Here is a 19136-nt window from a genome sequence, read left to right as displayed (position 1 = left end):
GCTCCACGGGGCGGCCGGCCCGGGACCTGTGCCCTGGCCTGAAGCGGGCGCCTCGATCGCTTGAGCGAGCGGCCGACTGTTTAGAATCAGGATTCCATATTGAACTTCGGTTCAACATAGAACGCGACGAGTACCCTGTCAAACATGAAGAACTCGGGTGACCCGCTGCCGCTGGGGATCGAAATCGGTGCGCTGTCCAGGATCATTCGGCGCCTCTTCGCCGACCGGATCGAGCAGGTCATCCACCCTCTGGGGCTCACCCTCGGGCAGTGGACGGTGCTGCGGGAGCTGAAGCGGGCACCCGGCGCCTCCGCTTCAGAGCTCGCGCGCGCCGCGGTCCACACGCCGCAGGCCGTCAGCCGTCTCGTCCGGACCCTGCAAGAGGCGGGACTGGTGGAGCGCTCCCCGTCCCGGGGCCGGGTGGTGGACAACCATCTGACGGCCAAGGGGCACAAGGTGATGGATGAGGCCTTCCAGCAGATCGAGGCCCGACTGGCTCCGGCGCTGGAGGAGTTCGACAGGGCCAACGCCGAGGAGTACCGCCGGCTGTCTCATCTCCTCATCAAGGCCCTGGAAGAACCGGCCTGAGCCGGATACCTACCCGGGGCCCAGCGCAGGAGAAGGACGGCGCCAGAGGAGAAAGCCTCAGGAGGCGGACGGCTCGATCTCCCCCGCGAAGACGATGACCTGGTCGATGAGGCTCCGCCGCAGATGGACGACGTCCGTTCCCGCCAGGCGGGGGCCTCCGTCCGGCGTCGCGAAGACCCACTGGTACCGGGCCCACTCGTCCGGCATGTCCACCGCCGAACAGCGCACCATCGTGCCGGTCCCCGCGGGGTGGCGTCGGATGTCCAGCACGAACCGCTCGACCGCCTCGATCCCCTCACGGCGGCCCAATGGCCCCCAGAAGACCACGTCCGAGGTCAGGGCCTGGGAGAGCAATGCAGTCACATAGCTGTCGTCCGAGGCGTTGAACGCGGAGATGAATGTGTCGATCGCGGACTGCGCGGTCTCTTCCTGCATACACCAGTAATACCAGTCGCCTTGCGGAACGCGCTCGTCCCGTGAGCCGTCTCCCTACCACGGCGAACCATCCCGGTCACCGCACCAGCCGTCCGCGAGTGGGGCCCCGGTGCGGGCGGCGAGCTTGCGGAGGCCGGTACGCAGGGCGGAGGCCGGTACGCAGGGCGGAGGCCGGTCGCGTTCGTGGGGCAGGGGGCCGCCGGCGCTGCTCGGGTGGGCCGGGATGTTGCCCAGTGCCGCCGGGCTTGTGGCCGTCGTGCTGCGCGCTGGAGGGTGCGGCGCGCTCAACGCTCCGGATGCGACCGTGGAGCGGACCGGCCCTCCCGCATGCGCAGGATCAAGGTGACCGCGTCCTCCGGGCGGGTTCCGGGAGTCAGGACTTCCTGCAAGAGGAGGCCGCGAATCGCGGCGACGGTGACGGTGGCCACGTCCCGCGCTTCCTTCGCGTCGAGCCCTTCGCGTTCCGCGAGCGAGGACAGCATCACGGTCAGGTCGCCGATCGACTCCACGAACTCAGGGAAGTCCTCGGGGCCGTACGCGGTCAGTCCGACGACGTAGAAGAAGCCGCGGACGCGCGACAGCTGCTCCGGCCGGGTGTACGTACGCCAGATCGCCTCGACGAAATCGTCGAAGGTGCCCTGCTGGGCGGCCTCCAGAAGCGCCTCGTTGTCACGGGACCGCTGCGCCTTGAGCATGGCGGCCAAGACGCCCGAGAGCGACCCGAAGTGGTACCGCAGCAGGGCGTGGCTGGTGTCGATCCGGGCGGCGATCTCGCGGAGCGACATCTCCGGCGGGGGAAGGGCCTCGCCGAAGGCGTCGAGAAGCCGTGCCAGAAGCCGCTCGCGCGCGCTGCCCTTGCGTTCCGAGGTTGACAGGGTCACTCCCGTAGTTTATCCATTGGAAAAGAAAAAACGGCGGTGCCGTGTTGCCTCACACATGGTCGCAGTCAGCTCGCAACGGCGGAGGATCGGCTATGGGACCTGCTCATATAGTCGGCGCGACGGTCATCGACGGGTCGGGGCGCGACCCCGGCAACGTCGACATCGCTATCGAGAACGGCCGCATCACCCGACTCGGCGCCGCCGGCGCGCACGGCGAGCACGGCGAGCGTCTCGACGCCGAGGGATTGACGATGACGCCCGGCCTGATCGACGCACACGTCCACCTGGGCCTGTCGAGCCCGATCCAGCCGCACTTCTCGTTTCGGATAAGCGCCGCCGAGATCGCGGCGGACATCTTCACCACGGCCGGCGCGACGCTCGACGCCGGCTTCACCACCGTTCGCGACACCGGCGGGATCGACGGCGGTGTCGTCACCGCGATCGAGAAAGGCAAGGTCAGAGGTCCGCGCGTCCTGTCGTGCGGACCCGTTCAGTGCCAGATCGGCGGGCACGGCTACTACGGAGCCGAATGGGAACCCACCGAGCTGTGGAGCAGCCACCACATCCCGGGCCTGTGCGCCCTCTCCATGATGGCGGGCAACGCGGACGAGCTGCGGCACAACGTCCGCGAAGCCTTCCGCCGCGGAGCCTCCTTCCTGAAACTCTGCGTGACCGGCGGAGTGGTGGGCGCGCATGACCGGCTGACCGACACCCAGTTCACCGTCGAAGAGATCGCCGTCGCGGTTCAAGAAGCCGCGGCACGGAACACCTACGTGACAGTCCACGCCCACAACGACGAGGGCATACGAAACGCGGTCGAGGCCGGGGCGCGCTGTGTCGAGCACGGCACCGGCCTCGACGAATCCACAGCGACCCTGATGGCCGCTCGCGGGGTCGCCCTCGTGCCCACCTTCGCTGTCGTCGAGCAAGTGCTGCACGACACCGCCGGAGCCGGTCTCGCCGAGTCGACCCGCGACCGGGCCAAGGGCGTACGCGAACGGATGGCGGACGCGCTCGCTGTCGCCAAGCACGCGGGAGTACGGATCGGGCTGGGTTCCGACCTCATCGGCCCGGCCCAGGACCGACGCGGCAGAGAACTCACCCTGCGCGCGGCCCTTGAGACGCCGATGGAAGCGCTCGTGGCGGCGACCCGGACCAACGCCGAGATCCTCGGCCTGTCCGGCCAGGCGGGCGTCATCGCTCCCGGCGCGCAGGCCGACCTCGTGCTCTGGAACGGCAACCCGCTCGAAGACCCCGAACTGTTCTCCGACCCCGCCAACGCCGTCCTCGTAATCCAGGCCGGCCACATCGTGAAGGACCTCAGATGAGCACCATGTGGCAGGGCTGCCTCCCCCACACCGAATATTTCGAGACGCGCTCCAGCGGTGGCCACGACTACGGCGTCTGGGTCACCACGCCGCCGCGCTACGACCCTGCCACGGCGCAAGCGCCCGTCGTGTACGTGCTCGACGGCAACTGGGCCGTGGGCATGACCGCCCCGCTCATCGTCACGCAACTGGACCCCATGCAGGCGATTCAGCCCTACGTGCAAGTCAGCGTGGGTTACGCGGGCGAGGAAGCGGAGCACTGGGAGCGGTTGCGCAACCGAGACCTCGTGCCCCCCGGCGAACCCGTCGCGAAGGAGTTCATCGATGCGGTGGAAATGGGGGTCGAAGCGGGCGCTATGACGCGCGAGCAAGCCGACGGCTACCTCGCGGAATTGCGCGATAGCCGCGCGGATATGTTCCTGAACTTCCTCACCGACGACCTGCACCCGCGGATCGAACGCGACTACGGCACAGCCCCGAGCGGTCACGGCCTCTTCGGCTATTCCTACGGCGGACTCTTCAGCCTCTACGCCTGGCTCACCAATAGCACTTTCTTCGAGAGCATCGGCGCGGGCAGCCCCGGCATCGTCAACGCGGAAAGTCAGGTCTTCGCCCGACTTCAAGCAATGGGTGACACTCTGCCCACCACCAAGCTTCACGTGACCTTCAACGACCGAGAGATGCTCGGAGACCTGGCGGTCTACCAGAATCTCGCGAAGAACACGGCCACGTTCCTTCACCGCCTCACCTCACGCGGCGGAGCCGTCACCAGCGCACTCATGCACGAAACGCACGTGACGGGGCTTCAGGCATCGTTCCTCAGCTACCTCAGGACCTGCCGTGGCGTGCCGTTCCGTGCCCAGTGAGCCTGGACGCCGCGGTTCTGCCTGACGATTGCGCTGGGAGGCGGCGCTCCTGGTCGTATTCAGGCGAGCGAAATGTGCCCTACGGCAGTGAGCGTGTGAGCCATACCAGTTCGCCGTCGGCCTCGGTCGAGACGTGGTCGCGCTCGAACGCAAGCTTTTCGAGGACGCGGAACGACGGCGCGTTCCAGGGACGCACCGACGACCAGAGCCGCTTCCGCCCCGTCCCGATTGCCGCGTCGAGCACCGCGGACGCCGCCTCGGTGGCATAGCCCTGTCCGTGCACGCGCCGGAACAGCTCATAGGCGATTTCCGGCTCGTCAACGGAAGCCCGGCCGACAGTGAGCCCGCAATAACCGATGAAATCGCCCGCGTCGCGGCGGACGACGGGCAACAGAGTGATTCCTGTCAGTTCCGCCGCAGCGCGCTGATCCTCGATCATCCGCCGGTTGTCCTCAATCGATGGCATACCGCCACCCCGTTCGGCGACGAGCGCGCGGTGGGCGTCTATGTCGGACTCGGTCCACTGACGCAATGACAGGCGTGCGGTGTCGAGTTGGAGCGGCATTGGCGAATACGGCATGACGACACTCTACGGACGCACCCGGAACCTCACGTCGCGGAGGTGTCGCATATCCCGTACTGCTCCGCTGGTTCGGGCCCGTACAGCCTCACATCAGGACATCAGGACATCAGGGATCTCAGTACGTCGACTTCACAGCCTGGCGCGAACGGGTCGAAGCCGTGCTCGGACAGCCAGCGAACCACCACCAGGCTTCGCAACGCCCACCACCCGCGGATCACGTCGAGATCGACGTCGACGTCGACGCCGTAGCCGGCGACGACGTCGCCGAGGTGCTCCGCGTATCCGAGCGTCAAGGTGGCGAGGTCGAACAAGGCGTCGCCCTGGCCCGCCTCGGACCAGTCGATGATGCCTGTGACCTCGTCGCCCTCGACGAAAACGTGAGCGATCTGGAGGTCGCCGTGCGCGAACACCGGGGCCCGCGGCCGGAGCGCGGCCTCGGCGATCCGGCGGTTGCGGGTGACCAGGTCGGCGGGCAGGAAGTCGTTCGTGACGAGCCACTCGCACTCTCCGTCGAGCTCCGCCACCAACTCGTCGGGGCCCTTGCCGCCCCGGCCGGGCCAGGGCGGCAACGGCGCGTCGTGCAACTTCCGGATGGCGGCCCCCGCCGCGGCCCACGCCGCCGGGGACGCGGCAGGCGGCTCGCCGAGGGAGCCGAGCGCCGTCCCCGAGGCCGCGGCGATCGCCAGCACGGGCGGCTTGTGCCACAAGATCTTCGGAGTCGGGACCGGCGCCAAGGCCATTGCCTCGACCTCGATGCCGAGGCGCGCCTGATCGGCGTCCACCTTCAGGAACACGTCGCCGACGCGCAGGGTCGCACGCTCGGAATGGGCGACGACGACTTCGATCTCATCCATGGGCGATCAGTATGGCGGCGGCGATCGGCGATGTCGCGGCGTTTCTCGCGTGCGCTGGCACGGCAGGCGGCGCCCCCGCCCCCGCCACGGAGCGGACGCCCAGCGCCCTCGTACAAGACGCCAACCGCCGGGCCGTCCGACTTTGGGGTGTGGCGGGATTGAGGGTGGTCGGGCGCGCCACCGCGCCTTGGGCGTGGTGTATCGCAAGGGTCCGCAATGCGGCTCGTGGGTCAACTTGCTTGGGGGCAGCACCAGTCGGGCCGCTGCGGCTGTCCGGATGGTGTGCCAAGTCGCGCGCCAGCAGGCTGGATCTCACTGTCACAGTCGCGTACAGGAGGAAGGGCTCATCATGTCGAAACGCTCTCACCGCCGCCGGATCACGGCGGCGGTCGTGCTGGCCGCCACCACCCTGGCCTTGGCGGGCGCGCTGCCCGCGTCCGCAGCGCAGCACCGGGGCGGCGACCCGGTGCAGCGCGGGCTGGACCGGCTGGTGCAGAAGGACGGTTACCCCGCCGCGATGGCCTCCGTCACCGCCCGCGACGGGCGCGTCCGTAATGCCACAGCGGGGGTCGGGGACCTGCGGACCGGGGAGAAGGTGCCGGTCGACGGGCAGTTGCGGGCCGCGAGCATCACCAAGTCCTTTACGGCCACGGTCGTCCTGCAACTCGTCGGCGAGGGCAAGGTGGAACTGGACGCCCCGGTCGACACATACCTGCCGGGGCTGCTGCGCGGCGACCACATCGACGGCCGTGTCATCACAGTGCGCCAACTGTTGCAGCACACCAGCGGGTTGCCCGACTACACCGAGTACATGGACGACCTGGTCGCCAACCGCCACCGCTACTACCAGCCCCGGACGCTGCTCGACTACGCGCTCCAGCACAAGGGCGTTTTCCGGCCCGGCAAGGGCTGGCGGTACTGCAACACCGACTACGTGGTGGCCGGGCTGCTCGTCGAGAAGGTCACCGGCCGTCCGGTGGGCGAGGAGATCACCCGCCGGGTGATCGACCGCGTCGGGCTGCGGCACACCTACTTCCCGACCGTGGGCGACCAGAGCATTCGGGAGCCCCACCCGCACGGCTACGTCTCGTTGAAGGCCGGCGAACCGCTGCTGGACGTCACCGAGACCGACCCGTCAGCGGCCTGGGCCGCCGGCGCTCTGATCGCCACTCCGAGCGACCTGAACCGCTTCTTCGCCGCCCTGGTCGGCGGCAAACTGCTGAAGCCCGCGCAACTCCGCGAGATGCAGAGGACCGTGGAGATCCCGGCCGATTCCGGGTACCCGGACGGCACCAAGTTCGGGCTCGGCCTGTCCAGCCAGCCGCTGAGCTGCGGCGTCCTCATGTGGGGGCACGACGGCGACTACCGCGGCTACGCGGACTACTCGGGCGCGACCGAAGACGGCCGCGCCGCCACCATCGCCGTCACCGCCAACCCGGGCCCCTCCAAGGACGGCCGCCAGCACGCCGAACAACTGCTGGAGACCGCCCTCTGCCAGTGACGACCTGCCAGGCCGTCTGCGCTCGGCGGGGGTGGTGAGAGGCGGCTGGAGGAGGAATCGGCGGGCCTGATCAGGCGGTACTCCTCGGGGAGTGGCTGTTGAACGGGCTGTCGGGTGGGATGTGACCGGCGGCGCTGCTACGGCCACTCTGCGGTGGGCTGCGCTGGTTCGGGGGCTGGTGCTGCCGCGTGGGGCGGTATTGCCGGTGGGTGGGTCCGAGACGAGAGCCGCAGTCGGCCGGGCGCAATGCCGCCCCACCCAACAACAGCCCCAGCGAAGCGCAGCGCAGCGGAGCCTTCTGCCGCAATCGAACCGAGGTATCGAGCCTGCTGGGTCACCGCGTCGGCCGGCCCGTTCGGTAAATGCGTGGCGTGCTGTTGGGAGCGCCGAGAGACTGTCTCAATGACTCCTGCCGCACCGCCCGTACCGCCCGCACAGCCTGGCTCCCCCGTACCGCTTCGGCCTCGTGCTCTGGTGCCAGGAGATCTGGTGGTCATCGCGGCGCTGTCCGGGCCGCTCGATGCCGCGCATGTGCGGGGACTTGAGCAAGCGGAGGCCACGCTCAAGCACATGGGGTTCCGGGTCCGCCGTGCGCCGCTGCTCGAAGCCGGGCGGAGGCATTGGTGGAGTTCGGCTCCGGCGGCGGAGATCGCGGGGGAGCTGAATGGGTTGCTGCGGGACCCTGAGGTGCGCGCGGTCATCGCGCATGACGGCGGGCAGACGGTGCTCGGCTACCTCGATCTCATCGACACCGAGGCGATCAAGGCCGACCCCAAGCCGATTCTCGGGTACAGCGATATCTCGCTGCTGCATCTGGTGCTCTACTCGCGTACGGGCCTGGTCGGGTTCCACGCCGACTTGGCCACGCCCGGCCTCGGCGAGGCGTGGCAGGCGGCGCCCGCAGCGCGTAGGCAGGTGCTGGAGGACCTTTACACAACCCTCCTGACCGGCGGATCGGAAGCGATCGGCATGTTGCCGGCCGGGCCGTCGTGGGAGTGCTGGCGTGCCGGGCGCGCCGAAGGGCCGTTGATCGGCGGGGTGCTCAATCGCATCATGCGGACACAGGCGACGCGTTTCGCGCTGCCGCTGGAGTGGTTCGACGGCGCGGTGCTGTTCTGGGAGGAGATGGGCGGCGAGGCGTCGTGGGTCTGGAGCGACCTGCAAGTGCTGCGGCACTGCGGCATTCTCGACCGCATCGCGGGCATGGTCGTCGGGGTGCCGCGTGCGATCGGCGGGCTGGGTTCCCCCGACGCGTCACCGTCGCTCCCCGAGATCGTTCTCGACGTCCTCGGCGACCGTGACATCCCGGTGCTGGGCAACGTCGAGTTCGGCCACGCCGGTCCGAACCTCCCGATGCCGGTCGGCATCCGTGCTGGTCTCGACGCGGGGCAGCGGACGTTGGCGCTGCTCGAACCGGCGGTCCGGCCGCGTGTGATGTCGTGAACAACGGTCGGGTGAGCGGTCAGTTGAGTGGTTAGTTGAACGGTCAGTTGTACAGTCGGCCGATCATGGCCGTCGGCTTTCCGGCGCTCGGGAAACCGTCGCCTACGCCATCGGGCGCCTTGATTCAGTTCAGCAGGACATCCAGGGGACACGGCAGGTGTGCGGCCCCATGCCCTCCGGGCACAGGCCCTTGATCACTGCCTTGCGGATGGTCCGCCGCGTCCGCAGGGAGCACACCAAGCGGACGCGCAACTCGACCGCTTCCCGTGTGCCGCTGTCCTGACCAGGGTGTTCCACGGCCCACTGCTCCGCCAGGAAGTCGTACATGTAGGCGGTCGTCATCTCGCCCCCGCGCGTGGTCCGCGCGACGGTCTCCTCGACGATCCGGGCGCTCCGGGAGTCCACGAGTTCTTTGACGAGCCCCCTGACCCATGCCAAGTCCTGCTCGTTCGCGTACAGACCGAAGTCCAAAGAGCGCGTTCTCATCGCATCGGGCTCCGTGACCGTCGTTCTCGTAGCTGGCCCTCTACGGTAGCCCGGCCTTGTCCGTTGCTGGAGGGACAGCGGTCGACCGACCTGGGCGGCAGCCGAGAATCGCGCCCATCCGCGCGGCGGCCGTTCCCGGTCGGCGCCTTCACTTCCACTTCGCCGTGACGTCCTGCGTCTCGATGTGCATGCCCAGCGGTACCCGCCACGCGTCCACGCAGATCGGCCAGGTCTGTTCCTTCCGCTTTCCCGCCGCGATCGGCGCGGGCAGCGGGCGGGTCTGCTTGATCGTCGCCCAGTCGACGCCCAGGGCTCCGATGATGTGGGTCTCGAACGTGACGATGCCCTTGGTCGCGGGCCTGCCCCCGGTGTTGGTGAACGTGACCGTCACCTTTTCGCACCAGCGATGGTCTGCCGGAGCGCGCTTCGGCGTGCTCACGGTCAGGGCCGCAGGTGCCGGGGGCGGTGAGCTGGGAGGGGTGGTGCTGGGGGCACCCGGAGTGCCGGGTGAGGTTGGGGAGCCTGGCGGGCGGCTCGGGGGTTTCTGCGGAGTCCCCGTTCCCTTGCCCGCCCCTGTACCCGAGCCCCTGCCCGTACCCGTGCCACTGCTCGTACCCGTCCCCGTACCCGTACTCGCGCCGGGACTTGGGGACGTGCCCGTGCTCGTATCCCCGCCTGGCGTGCCTGGGGCGGAAGACGCCCCCGAGCCACCGGGCGTACGGGCCTTGTCGCCGGAGCTCGCGTCCGGTCGCGGCGTCGGCCGGCCGCTCGCCGTCCCGTCCAGCGGTACGAGATCCACGCCGCCCTTCGGCGGTACGGCCGTGGCCGGGGCGTGGTCGCCGGCGGGGCCCGCCGCTTCGGCCGCGACGTAGCCATCGCGGCCGCCGCTGCCGCAGCCGGTGAGCAGTACGCCGAGGCAGAGCGCCGTCGCCGAGGCGGAGCCGATCGTCGTCCGTCGCATCGGGCCAGTGTGGCTGACGGGGCGTCAGCTGTATAGATGCCGAGCGCTGGGCACCGAGCGCGCTGGGCGCCGAGTGCCGAGCACGCGGGGCGCCGAGTGCAGTATGCGTCGCGTGCGGCGGTGCCGAGCCGTGTGGCCCGGCCCGGCCCGTTCAGTCGGAGATGAGCCCTTCGCGCAGCGTCGCCAGGGTGCGGGTGAGCAGCCGGGAGACGTGCATCTGCGAGATGCCGACCTCCTCGCCGATCTGCGACTGCGTCATATTGGCGAAGAAGCGCAACATGATGATCTGCCGCTCCCGCGGTGGGAGTTTGGCCAGCAGCGGCTTGAGCGACTCCCGGTACTCGACGCCCTCCAGCGCGGTGTCCTCGTAGCCGAGCCGGTCGGCCAGCGAGCCCTCGCCGCCGTCCTCCTCGGCCGAGGGGGAGTCGAGCGAACTGGCGGTATAGGCGTTGCCCACCGCCAGGCCGTCGACCACGTCCTCCTCGGACACGCCCAGGCACAAGGCCAGTTCGGGCACGGTCGGGGAGCGGTCGAGCTTCTGCGACAGCTCGTCACTGGCCTTGGTGAGGGCCAGCCGCAGCTCCTGGAGCCGCCTGGGGACCCGCACCGACCAACTGGTGTCGCGGAAGAAGCGCTTGATCTCGCCGACGACGGTCGGCATCGCGAAGGTGGGGAACTCCACCCCGCGTTCGCAGTCGAAACGATCGATCGCCTTGATGAGGCCGATCGTGCCGACCTGGACGATGTCCTCCATCGGCTCGTTGCGACTGCGGAATCGGGCCGCCGCGTAGCGCACGAGCGGCAGGTTCAGTTCGATAAGGGTGTCGCGTACGTACGTACGCTCCGCGCTGTCCTTGGCTAGCGTGGCAAGCCGCAGGAAGAGGGCGCGGGAGAGGGTGCGAGTGTCGATGGCGTCGCAGTCGTCAAGCACATCGTGTGGTGCGTCTTTGGTGAGGAGCACCTTCGAGCTGCCCAGTTCTACGGACATGCCACCCCCTTGAGGTCGCGGACGGGTTGCAGCAGCTCCCCCGTACCCAGTTCGTACGAGGAGTGCAGCCTCCACCTGAATACCGGAGGCGGCGCTGCGGCAAACGCGGTTCCAGCAGAATGTCACATGTCGGCAACACGCTGTAGCGCCAAGTCGACTTATCCGCCCCGAAGGAGTGGGGGAGGGGTCCCCCGCGTTGATTACGCCTCGATCCGATTTGCGGAACGCAGGCGTGCGAAGCTGCGGGAGAGCAGCCGGGACACGTGCATCTGCGAAACCCCGAGCTCCACACTGATCTGGGACTGCGTCAGGTTGTTGTAGTACCGCAGCAGCAGGATTCGCTGCTCGCGCTCCGGCAGCTGTACGAGCAGATGCCGGACGAGGTCGCGATGCTCGACTCCGGCGAGCGCCGGATCCTCGTACCCCAGCCGGTCGAGGAGGCCCGGCAGGCCGTCGCCCTCCTGCGCCGCCTCCAGCGAGGTGGCGTGGTACGAGCGGCCCGCCTCGATGCACGCGAGCACGTCCTCCTCGGTCAGCTTGAGCCGCTCGGCGATCTCGCCGGTGGTGGGGGAGCGGCCGTGCAGCACGGTCAGGTCCTCGGTCGCGCCGTTGACCTGCACCCACAGCTCGTGGAGGCGGCGCGGGACGTGGACCGTACGGACGTTGTCGCGGAAGTAGCGCTTGATCTCGCCGACGACGGTCGGCATCGCGAAGGTCGGGAACTGCACCCCGCGGTCGGGGTCGAACCGGTCGATGGCGTTGATCAGGCCGATCGTGCCGACCTGGACCACGTCCTCCATCGGCTCGTTGCGGCTGCGGAACCGGGCCGCCGCGTACCGCACCAGCGGCAGATTGGCCTCGATCAGGGCGGCCCGTACGCGGGCGTGCTCGCTGCTGCCCGGCGCCAGGGCGGCGATCTCTTTGAAGAGGATCTGGGTCAGCGCGCGGGCGTCGGCGCCGCGCCGCTCGCGGCCACGAGCGGCGCTCTCCCGGCTCCCGGCCGCCGCTTCCCGGCCTTCGGACTCGGGCGTCGTTTCCTGGCCTTCGGATGCCGCCCCCTCGCCTGCTGCCGGCTCGCCTGGCTCGACCGTCGCCCTCTCGCCTGTCTCGCTTGCCTCGGATGCCTCGGATGCCTCGGATGCCTCGACCGCCTCGGACGCCGGTTCTCGGGTCTCGGCGGCCGTCTCCCGGGCTCCGGTCGCGGCCCCCGGCCCGTCGGCCGCTGTCTCCCGGCCCGGGAGCGCCGCGTCACGGCTCCCGGTGGCGGGTTCGCCGTCGTCTCCGCTCCGGCTCTGGAGCGGCGTTCCGGGCGCGGTACGGGCCGACATCCTCACGCCACCCCTTCCCCTCATGGTCCATGTATCCGTCAAAAGCGGTCATAGCATCACAAGACATGTGCACTGTGTGCAAGCACCCCATAACGACGTGTTGGTTCGTTAGTTGGTTTGTTTGTCGGCCTGTCGGGTGGTCTGCGGGATGGTCTGCCGGATGGGCCCGGGGCGGTCGAAGGGTGTACGAAAAAACCCCGCGTTCTCGGACAGGAGTCCGAGAACGCGGGGTCCGGTGGGCCGGCCCGTCAGAACGGGTAGTCGGCCATCACCCAGGTCGAGAATTCCTTCCACAGCGCGACGCCCGCCTGGTGCGCCGGGTGTTCCAGGTAGCGCTGGAGCGCCTCGGCGTCGTCGACGGAGGAGTTGATGGCGAAGTCGTACGCGATGGGGCGGTCGGCGATGTTCCAGCCGCACTCCCAGGAGCGCAGGTCGGGGATGAGCCCGCCCAGCTCCTCGAAGGCGCGTGCTCCCGCGATGACGCGCGGGTCGTCGCGCGTGACGCCCTCGTTGAGCTTGAACAGGACCAGGTGGCGTAGCACGCGGATGTCTCCCTGTGGGCGGCGCGGAGCCGGTCGTGTGACGAGCCCGGTCAGCGGCTCGACCGGGTCACTTGATCAGCTGGGTCATGAACTCGCCGACGCTGTGCGCGGCGTCCGAGATGGCCTGGAAGCCCATCTGGACCAGTTCGGCTGCGCGGGGCGGGGAGGTGATGATCGTGTACAGCACAAAGATGACAACGATGATGAGGATTATCTTCCTCGCTTGCGCCATGCTGCACTGCCTCCCCGGCTGTCCCCTCTGTCTCGCGTGAGTCTATCCACACGTATGGACGAGTCGTCGGTCCGTATCCGTGCGTTGATGTCATCTTTAAGGACCAAAGGCCCGGTGAACGAGGCCCTTTGCCCGCTGGCCCCGCCGTCGAAAGAGCGCAGGATGGAGGGGAGCCCAGCGGATCTGGCAGGAATCCGCGGGCAAGGGACATGGGCCTCACTGCGGGGTCCGGCCGCGCGCTTCCCCCCTGAGCGCGGTTCGGACTTGGAGGCCGTGTCCTCATCGGGGGAAGCGGCTTGTCCCCCCGATGCCGCTTCCCCCGTCCTTCTTTCCTCCTCCACAGCGGGCCGCGCTTCTTGCGCGGCCCGTTTGTTTTCGTGGCCCGCGCTGGCTGTGCGAGACGCCTTTACGGGCTGTACGGGCCTGGGCCCGGCCTCGGCCCCGTACGAGCCCGGCCCGCGCCCGTACGTCCACTCGCGCCCGTACGTCCGTACTCCTCCTCAACCCTCGGTCGACGTGAACCGCACCGCCGGCGTCCGCAGCGCGTACCAGGCCGGGACCACCGTGGCCAGCAGGGCGATGACCGCGCAGGCCGCCGCGATCCCCACGACTGGCCCGGCCGGGATCACCACCGGGGCGCCGCTGACGATCTGCCGCAGCGCGAACCACAGCCCGCCCAAGCTGAGCGCCGCCACCCCCGCCGCCAGCACCACGCCCACCGCGACCACCAGCAGCGCCTCGGCCGCCACCACCCGCAGCACCTGGGCGGGGGTGAGTCCGGACAGCCGCAGGAGGGCGAGTTCGCGGGCGCGGTGGCGGGTCGACATGGCGAGGGTGTTGGCGATGGCGACGCCGGTGTAGAGGACCGCGATGCCGCCGATGACGAGCAGGGCCAGCCGGGTCTCCTCGGCTTTACGGGCGTCCACGCGCGCCGACCACCGCCCGAGCGGCACCGCCTCGGCGAATCCGTCGCGGGCGGCAGCGGCCACCGCGCCGCGGGCCGTCGCGGGGTCGGCGCCGGGCCGCAGCCTGACGTACACCGCGTCGGACAGCCGTGTTCCGGCGTACCGCGGGCTGACGAATACGCCGTTGTCGCCCAGCCCGGTTTTGAGTACGGCCGCCACGCGCAGCGAGACCTCGCGGCCGTCGGCGAGCCAGACCCTGACCTTGTCGCCGACGGAGCGGTTCCAGGACTCGTCGACCACGATCGTGTCGTCGCCGAGGTCCGCGAGCTTGCCGGAGACCACTGAGGGCTTCATCACAGCGGTCAGCGCGGACGGCGTGACGGCCCGCGCGGGGTAGGGCAGCAGCGGGGCGCCGGCCGGGTAGAGGAGGGCGTCGGGGCCGGGGACGGTGAAGACCGTCGTCGGCGTGGTGGCCGCCGCGTCCACGCCGCGCGCCGCGCGGACCCGGTCCACGACGGCGCGGCTGAGGCCCGGCGCGTGGACCGGGACGACGACCATGTCGGCGGCGCGCACCTGGTGCTCGGCCTCTCTGGAGCGGGCCGTCTGGATGGAGCCCGAGGTGCTCCACAGCGAGCAGGCCAGCCCCACCGTGATCAGGACCGGGGCGGCGGTGGCGGCGGTGCGGCGGATCGAGGTCAGGGCGGCGGCCCGTACGAGCATGGTGCCCGCGCCGCGGCTGAGGGCCGACGACGGGGCGGTGACGAGCCGGGCGATGAGGGGGATGACCATCGGCGAGAGCAGCGCGAAGGCGAGGATCAGCGCCGGGGCGACCAGCGCGGTGAGCCCGGCCCAGTACAGCGGCGGCAGCAGGGGCGCGCCGGCCAGCAGGCCGATGCCGCAGGCCAGGGCGGTCAGCCCGAGCAGCCGGCGGCCCGTGGTCATGGCCTTGCGGTCGGCCTCGGCCTCGCTGTCGTGCAGCGCCTCCAGCGGCCGGGTCCGCCCCGCGCGGAGGGCCGCGACGCCGGCGCCGAGCCAGGCGAGGAGCACGCCGAGCGCGAAAGCGGCGAGGACGAGCAGGACCGACAGCCAGGTCAGCGGGACGGAGAACCATTCCGGCGCGATCCCGTGGCCGGCCAGCCAGTCGGCGAGCAGCGGCCCGCCGAGGACGCTCAGGGCGCAGCCGGCGGCGGAGGCGGCGATACCGACGATCTTCGCCTCGCCGAGCACCAGCCGCCGCACCTGGCGGGGCGTGGCGCCCGCCAGCCGCATCAGGGCCAGTTCGCGGCGGCGCTGGACGACGGAGTAGGCGAAGGTCGAGGCGATGACGGAGACGGAGACGAAGGCGGCGACGCCGGCGGCCATGCCGAGCAGGGAGCTGACGCCGACCAGCGCCTCGGAGTCCTCCTTCGCGCGGGGGTCGGCGTCGCGACGGTCGTCGCCGGTGAGGACCTGGGCCTTGTCGCCGACTGCTGCGCGCACCGCGTCGGCGGGGCCGTACGAGACGAGCGCGTCGACGCGCGGGGAGAGGCGGGCGGCCTCCCGTTCGCTGAAGAAGAGGGCGTTCTCGAAGGGGACCGGGGCCGTGACGCCGGAGACGGTGTAGGAGCGCGGGCGCTCGGGGGTCAGTACGGTCACCTTGTCGCCGGGCTTGGCGTCGGGCTTGGCGTCGCCGATGCCGCTGGTGCCTCTGAATCCGCTGGTGCCGCTGGTGGCTCCGGTCCCTCCGGTGCCTTTGAATCCGCCGATGCCGCCGAATCCTCCGACGACGATCTCGTCGTCGGAGGCGGGCGGGCGGCCGGCGGTCAGCCGGTAGGGGGCGAGGGCCGCCGACGGCCAGGCGTGGCCGACCTGCCGGTCGGGGCCGCCGGCGAGCTGGACCGGGAAGCTGCGGTCCAGCACGGTGCGTCCGGCCGTACGGGCCTTCGCCACGAGCGCGTCGGACAGGCCGCGCGGTTCCGCCAAGGGCTCCTTGTCCCGGCCGCCCCAGGAGTCGGTGACGGTGAGGGCGGGGGCACCGCGTACGACCACGGGCGCGGCGGCGAACCGGCCGGGCCCGCGCTCGGGAGCGGTGACCGTCGCGGCGAGCACGAGCCCCATGGTGGACAGCAGCGCCACCCCGAGCATGAGCGCGACGAACGACCCGACGAAGGCGCCCCACCTGGTGCGCAGGGTGTGCCGGGCGATGCTCAGCATCACGCCGTTTCCATCCGGGTCATTCGGGGCATCTGGGCCATTCGCGTCATCCGGGCCGCCACCTGCGCGGAGGTCGGGGCTTCGAGGCGGCCCGCGATTCGGCCGTCCTCCAGGAAGATCACCTGGTGCGCGTACGAGGCCGCCACCGGGTCGTGCGTGACCATCACGATGGTCAGCCCGTCGTCGACCATGTCCCGCAGCATCGCGAGGAGTTCACGGGAGTTGGCGGTATCCAGCGCGCCGGTGGGCTCGTCGGCGAAGAGCACCTGAGGGCGGGTGATCAGGGCGCGGGCGATGGCCACGCGCTGCTGCTGGCCGCCGGAGAGCTCGCCGGGCCGGTGCCGGGCGCGGTCGCCGAGCCCGACCGCCGACAGTACGTCCAGGATCTCGGTGCCGGTGGGCCTGCGGCCGGCCAGCCGCAGGGGGAGGGAGACGTTCTGTTCGGCCGTCAGGGAGGGGAGGAGGTTGAAGGACTGGAACACGAAACCGATGCGGTCGCGGCGCAGCAGCGTCAGCGCGGTCTCGTTCAGCCCGGTCAGGTCCGTACCGGCGAGGACGACCCGGCCGGCGGTGGGCCGGTCGAGCCCTGCGGCGCACTGGAGCAGCGTGGACTTGCCCGAGCCGGAGGGGCCCATGACGGCGGTGAACGAACCCTTGGGGATGGAGAGGGTCACGTCGTCGAGGGCGGTGACCGAGTTCGGCCCGGTGCCGTAGCTCCTCGACACGGATAAGAGCTGTACCGGTTCGTTGGCGTCCATGGGTATCAGGGAACCGGTGGGGGGCCGGTCGCCGCACTACCGCAGGGACGAGTCTTGGGGGTATGGCAGGCACTACGTCCGTTACGGGAGCAGGACCGCAGGACGCCGTACGCGACCGTCCGTATCGTTTCGGCGATGGAGCGGGAGCGGGAGCGGGGGCGGCGGAGCGGGCCAGACCGGTGGGCGGCGGGTGATGCCGTACGGGCCGGGGCCGGGGTCGGGGCCGGGACTGAGGCCGGGCGGCCGGGGGTGTGGCTGGCGCTGCGCCGCCGGGGCTATCTGTGCTCGCGGTGGCCGTGGCGGTCGGCCGCGTACCTGGCGACGGGGGCGGTGTGCGGCGCGGGCGCGTTCGGGCTGCTCACAGCCCTGATCCTGGTCGGAACGGTGCTGTCCGTGCTGCTGATCGGCATTCCGCTGCTCGCCGCGATCTGCCTCGCCGGGGTGCCGATGGGGGCGGTGGAACGGCACCGGGTCCGGCTGCTGGGCGGCGCGGCGGTGCGCGACCCGCACCCGGCGGCGGAGCGCCCCGGCTTCGTGGCGTGGGCCCGTACCCGGCTCGGCGAACCCGTCACCTGGCGGGAGTTGGGGTACCTCTTCGTCTACTGCCTGCTGCTGTGGCCGGTCGACCTGGCGGCCTTGAGCATCGGCCTGCTGCTGCCCGTCGGGGTGCTGTACGAGGCGGGGACCGTGGCGGCGGGCGTCAACGCCCATGTGCAGCTGCTGCCGGGCTGGAACATCGCCTCCCTGCCGCAGGCGGCGGCGACCGGGCTGCTCGCCGTGGTCTGGCTGCCGGCCGGGGGCTACCTGATGGGTGTGGTGGCAGGCTGCCGCGCCGCGCTGACGCGGATGGTGCTGGGCCGGCGCGAAGCGGAGTTCTCGCAGCGGCTCCTGGAGGTCAGCAGGTCGCGGGCGCGGCTGGTGGACGCCTTCGAGGCGGAGCGCCGCCGCATCGAACGCGACCTCCACGACGGGGCGCAGCAGCGGCTGGTGGCGCTCACGATGCTGCTGGGGCTGGCCGGAATGTCCGAGGGCGAAGAGGCCGCGAGCCTGATCGCGAAGGCCCAGGACCAGGCGGGGCTGGCCCTGGAGGAACTGCGCGAACTCATCCAGGGCATCCACCCCCAGGTGCTCACCGACCGGGGCCTGCCGAGCGCGGTGCACGACGTGGCGGACCGGTCGCCGGTCCCGGTGGACGTGGCCTTCGAACTGCCGGGCCGGCTGCCGGAGGCGGTGGAGTCCACCGCGTACTTCGCGATCTGCGAGGTACTGGCGAACGTCGCCAAGCACAGCGGGGCCGCGCGCGCGGAGGTGCGGGGGGAACTGCTGGGGGGTGGCGGCGGCGAACGACCGGGCGGCCGCTCGGGTGACCGCTTGGGCTGCGGCTCGGGCAGCCGCCTGGTGGTGCGGATTCGCGATGACGGCAAGGGCGGCGCGGACACGGCCAAGGGCACGGGCCTGCTGGGGCTCGCGGATCGGCTGGCGGTGGTCGACGGCCGGCTGCTGATCTCCAGCCCGGCGGGCGGGCCGACGCTCGTACGCCTGGAGATACCGGCGGCGGTGGTCGGCGAGGCCGGCGAAGTCGGTGGGGTCGGTGAGGCTGGTGAGAGGGCTTGAGCCGGTGGGCATCGGGAGCGCTACAGGTGTTTGAGCAGCACCGATGCCAGCCGGGGCGCAGCCGGCCCGTCTCCTTGGCGCGGCGGGCCAGCCGGGCGATCGCGTTGAGCGTGTACGTACGGCTCGCGGCGAACTCCTGCGAGTCCGGGTAGGCCGACATGAAGGCCTCCGCGAACCCGTGGCTGAGCGCGTTCACCTCGCAGACCTTCTCGATCACGAGGCAGAGGCCGAAGAACTGCCCCTCGACCAGGCGGTACTGGCGCACCGGAAGATGGACGCGGGAGAGGTGTTCGGGGGGATCGTGCTGCGGCCTTGACGCTGGGGCTGCGTTGGTGGCTGGCGTTGGGCTGCGTTCCGCTGCGTTCCGCTGCGTTCCGCTGCGCTTCGCTGTGGTTGTTGTTGGGTGGGGCGGTATTGCGTCCGGCCGGGTGCGGCTTTCGTCTCGGACCCTCCGGGTCCAAGGCGCTGGCGGCGGGAGGGGAGGGGGCGGGGCTGCTGTCGGTTGGCGGCTTGCGGGTGGGTTCTCGGCTGGGGGCAGGGATGGCTCGCTGCGCTTCACCGCTGGTTGCTGCCGCGAGGTGGCTGGTGCGGGGGTGTCGGGTGCGGGTTTGGCGTGGGTTGCGGCCCGGTGATCCGGCGGGGGTGGGGGT

Annotated in this window: 19 protein-coding genes; 7 read left to right on the top strand and 12 right to left on the bottom strand. The window is 70.6% G+C overall.

Annotation, left to right across the window (positions count from 1 at the left end; translation table 11 throughout):
- Positions 1 to 144 precede the first annotated feature (144 nt).
- Complete coding sequence (locus tag AB0I22_RS29110; protein WP_363133919.1) at positions 145 to 588, top strand: MarR family transcriptional regulator; 444 nt, start codon at positions 145 to 147, stop codon at positions 586 to 588.
- Positions 589 to 645: 57 nt separating this feature from the next.
- Here the strand turns inward: AB0I22_RS29110 and AB0I22_RS29105 are convergent, their stop codons facing one another.
- Together AB0I22_RS29105 and AB0I22_RS29100 are read right to left on the bottom strand one after the other, a co-directional pair.
- Positions 646 to 1023, bottom strand: a complete 378-nt coding sequence (locus tag AB0I22_RS29105; RefSeq protein ID WP_363133918.1) for a nuclear transport factor 2 family protein — start codon at positions 1021 to 1023, stop codon at positions 646 to 648.
- 284 nt (positions 1024 to 1307) lie between these two features.
- Positions 1308 to 1904, bottom strand: coding sequence for a TetR/AcrR family transcriptional regulator (locus AB0I22_RS29100; protein ID WP_363133917.1), 597 nt, complete (start codon positions 1902 to 1904; stop codon positions 1308 to 1310).
- Between the two features lie 92 nt (positions 1905 to 1996).
- Here AB0I22_RS29100 and AB0I22_RS29095 point away from each other — a divergent pair, with 92 nt between their 5' ends.
- A complete protein-coding gene (locus AB0I22_RS29095; RefSeq protein WP_363133916.1) occupies positions 1997 to 3232 on the top strand; it encodes an amidohydrolase family protein in 1236 nt (411 codons plus the stop codon).
- A complete protein-coding gene (locus tag AB0I22_RS29090) occupies positions 3229 to 4098 on the top strand; it encodes an alpha/beta hydrolase-fold protein (RefSeq protein ID WP_363133915.1) in 870 nt (289 codons plus the stop codon). Before AB0I22_RS29095 ends, AB0I22_RS29090 begins: the two co-directional genes overlap by 4 nt.
- A gap of 79 nt (positions 4099 to 4177) precedes the next feature.
- Here the strand turns inward: AB0I22_RS29090 and AB0I22_RS29085 are convergent, their stop codons facing one another.
- Positions 4178 to 4678, bottom strand: coding sequence for a GNAT family N-acetyltransferase (locus AB0I22_RS29085; protein ID WP_363133914.1), 501 nt, complete (start codon positions 4676 to 4678; stop codon positions 4178 to 4180).
- A 101-nt stretch (positions 4679 to 4779) separates the two neighbouring features.
- A complete protein-coding gene (locus AB0I22_RS29080; RefSeq protein WP_363133913.1) occupies positions 4780 to 5535 on the bottom strand; it encodes a phosphotransferase in 756 nt (251 codons plus the stop codon).
- Positions 5536 to 5884: 349 nt separating this feature from the next.
- Here AB0I22_RS29080 and AB0I22_RS29075 point away from each other — a divergent pair, with 349 nt between their 5' ends.
- Complete coding sequence (locus AB0I22_RS29075; RefSeq protein WP_363133912.1) at positions 5885 to 7036, top strand: serine hydrolase domain-containing protein; 1152 nt, start codon at positions 5885 to 5887, stop codon at positions 7034 to 7036.
- A 489-nt stretch (positions 7037 to 7525) separates the two neighbouring features.
- Entirely contained in the window at positions 7526 to 8479 is a 954-nt protein-coding gene (locus AB0I22_RS29070; protein ID WP_363133911.1) for an LD-carboxypeptidase, read from the top strand.
- Between the two features lie 129 nt (positions 8480 to 8608).
- Here the strand turns inward: AB0I22_RS29070 and AB0I22_RS29065 are convergent, their stop codons facing one another.
- The 8 genes from AB0I22_RS29065 to AB0I22_RS29030 all read right to left on the bottom strand — a co-directional run bounded on the left by AB0I22_RS29065 (position 8609) and on the right by AB0I22_RS29030 (position 16872).
- Positions 8609 to 8965 (bottom strand): hypothetical protein, encoded by a 357-nt coding sequence (locus AB0I22_RS29065; RefSeq protein WP_363133910.1) that lies wholly within the window; start codon positions 8963 to 8965, stop codon positions 8609 to 8611.
- Positions 8966 to 9113: 148 nt separating this feature from the next.
- A complete protein-coding gene (locus tag AB0I22_RS29060; RefSeq protein WP_363133909.1) occupies positions 9114 to 9356 on the bottom strand; it encodes a hypothetical protein in 243 nt (80 codons plus the stop codon).
- 721 nt (positions 9357 to 10077) lie between these two features.
- A complete protein-coding gene (locus AB0I22_RS29055; RefSeq protein ID WP_363133908.1) occupies positions 10078 to 10914 on the bottom strand; it encodes an RNA polymerase sigma factor SigF in 837 nt (278 codons plus the stop codon).
- Positions 10915 to 11114: 200 nt separating this feature from the next.
- Positions 11115 to 12242 carry an RNA polymerase sigma factor SigF gene (locus AB0I22_RS29050; RefSeq protein ID WP_363133907.1) on the bottom strand — a complete coding sequence of 376 codons (1128 nt, stop codon included), beginning with the start codon at positions 12240 to 12242 and terminating at the stop codon, positions 11115 to 11117.
- A 248-nt stretch (positions 12243 to 12490) separates the two neighbouring features.
- A complete protein-coding gene (locus AB0I22_RS29045) occupies positions 12491 to 12784 on the bottom strand; it encodes a Dabb family protein (RefSeq protein WP_363133906.1) in 294 nt (97 codons plus the stop codon).
- A 67-nt stretch (positions 12785 to 12851) separates the two neighbouring features.
- Entirely contained in the window at positions 12852 to 13016 is a 165-nt protein-coding gene (locus tag AB0I22_RS29040; protein WP_169767194.1) for a hypothetical protein, read from the bottom strand.
- 500 nt (positions 13017 to 13516) lie between these two features.
- Complete coding sequence (locus tag AB0I22_RS29035) at positions 13517 to 16114, bottom strand: FtsX-like permease family protein (RefSeq protein ID WP_363133961.1); 2598 nt, start codon at positions 16112 to 16114, stop codon at positions 13517 to 13519.
- The gene (locus AB0I22_RS29030) at positions 16114 to 16872 is read right to left on the bottom strand and encodes an ABC transporter ATP-binding protein (protein ID WP_363133905.1); all 759 of its coding nucleotides are present in this window, start codon (positions 16870 to 16872) and stop codon (positions 16114 to 16116) included. Before AB0I22_RS29030 ends, AB0I22_RS29035 begins: the two co-directional genes overlap by 1 nt.
- Positions 16873 to 17007: 135 nt before the next feature.
- Between AB0I22_RS29030 and AB0I22_RS29025 the strand changes: the two genes are divergently transcribed.
- Together AB0I22_RS29025 and AB0I22_RS29020 are read left to right on the top strand one after the other, a co-directional pair.
- Positions 17008 to 18486, top strand: a complete 1479-nt coding sequence (locus AB0I22_RS29025; RefSeq protein WP_363133904.1) for a sensor domain-containing protein — start codon at positions 17008 to 17010, stop codon at positions 18484 to 18486.
- 178 nt (positions 18487 to 18664) lie between these two features.
- The gene (locus AB0I22_RS29020; protein WP_363133964.1) at positions 18665 to 18802 is read left to right on the top strand and encodes a hypothetical protein; all 138 of its coding nucleotides are present in this window, start codon (positions 18665 to 18667) and stop codon (positions 18800 to 18802) included.
- Positions 18803 to 19136 lie beyond the last annotated feature (334 nt).

Source organism: Streptomyces sp. NPDC050610, assembly GCF_040654875.1.
Classification (GTDB): domain Bacteria; phylum Actinomycetota; class Actinomycetes; order Streptomycetales; family Streptomycetaceae; genus Streptomyces.
The sequence above is the reverse complement of the archived record's forward strand: the minus strand, read 5'-3'. Positions and strand labels throughout refer to the sequence as shown.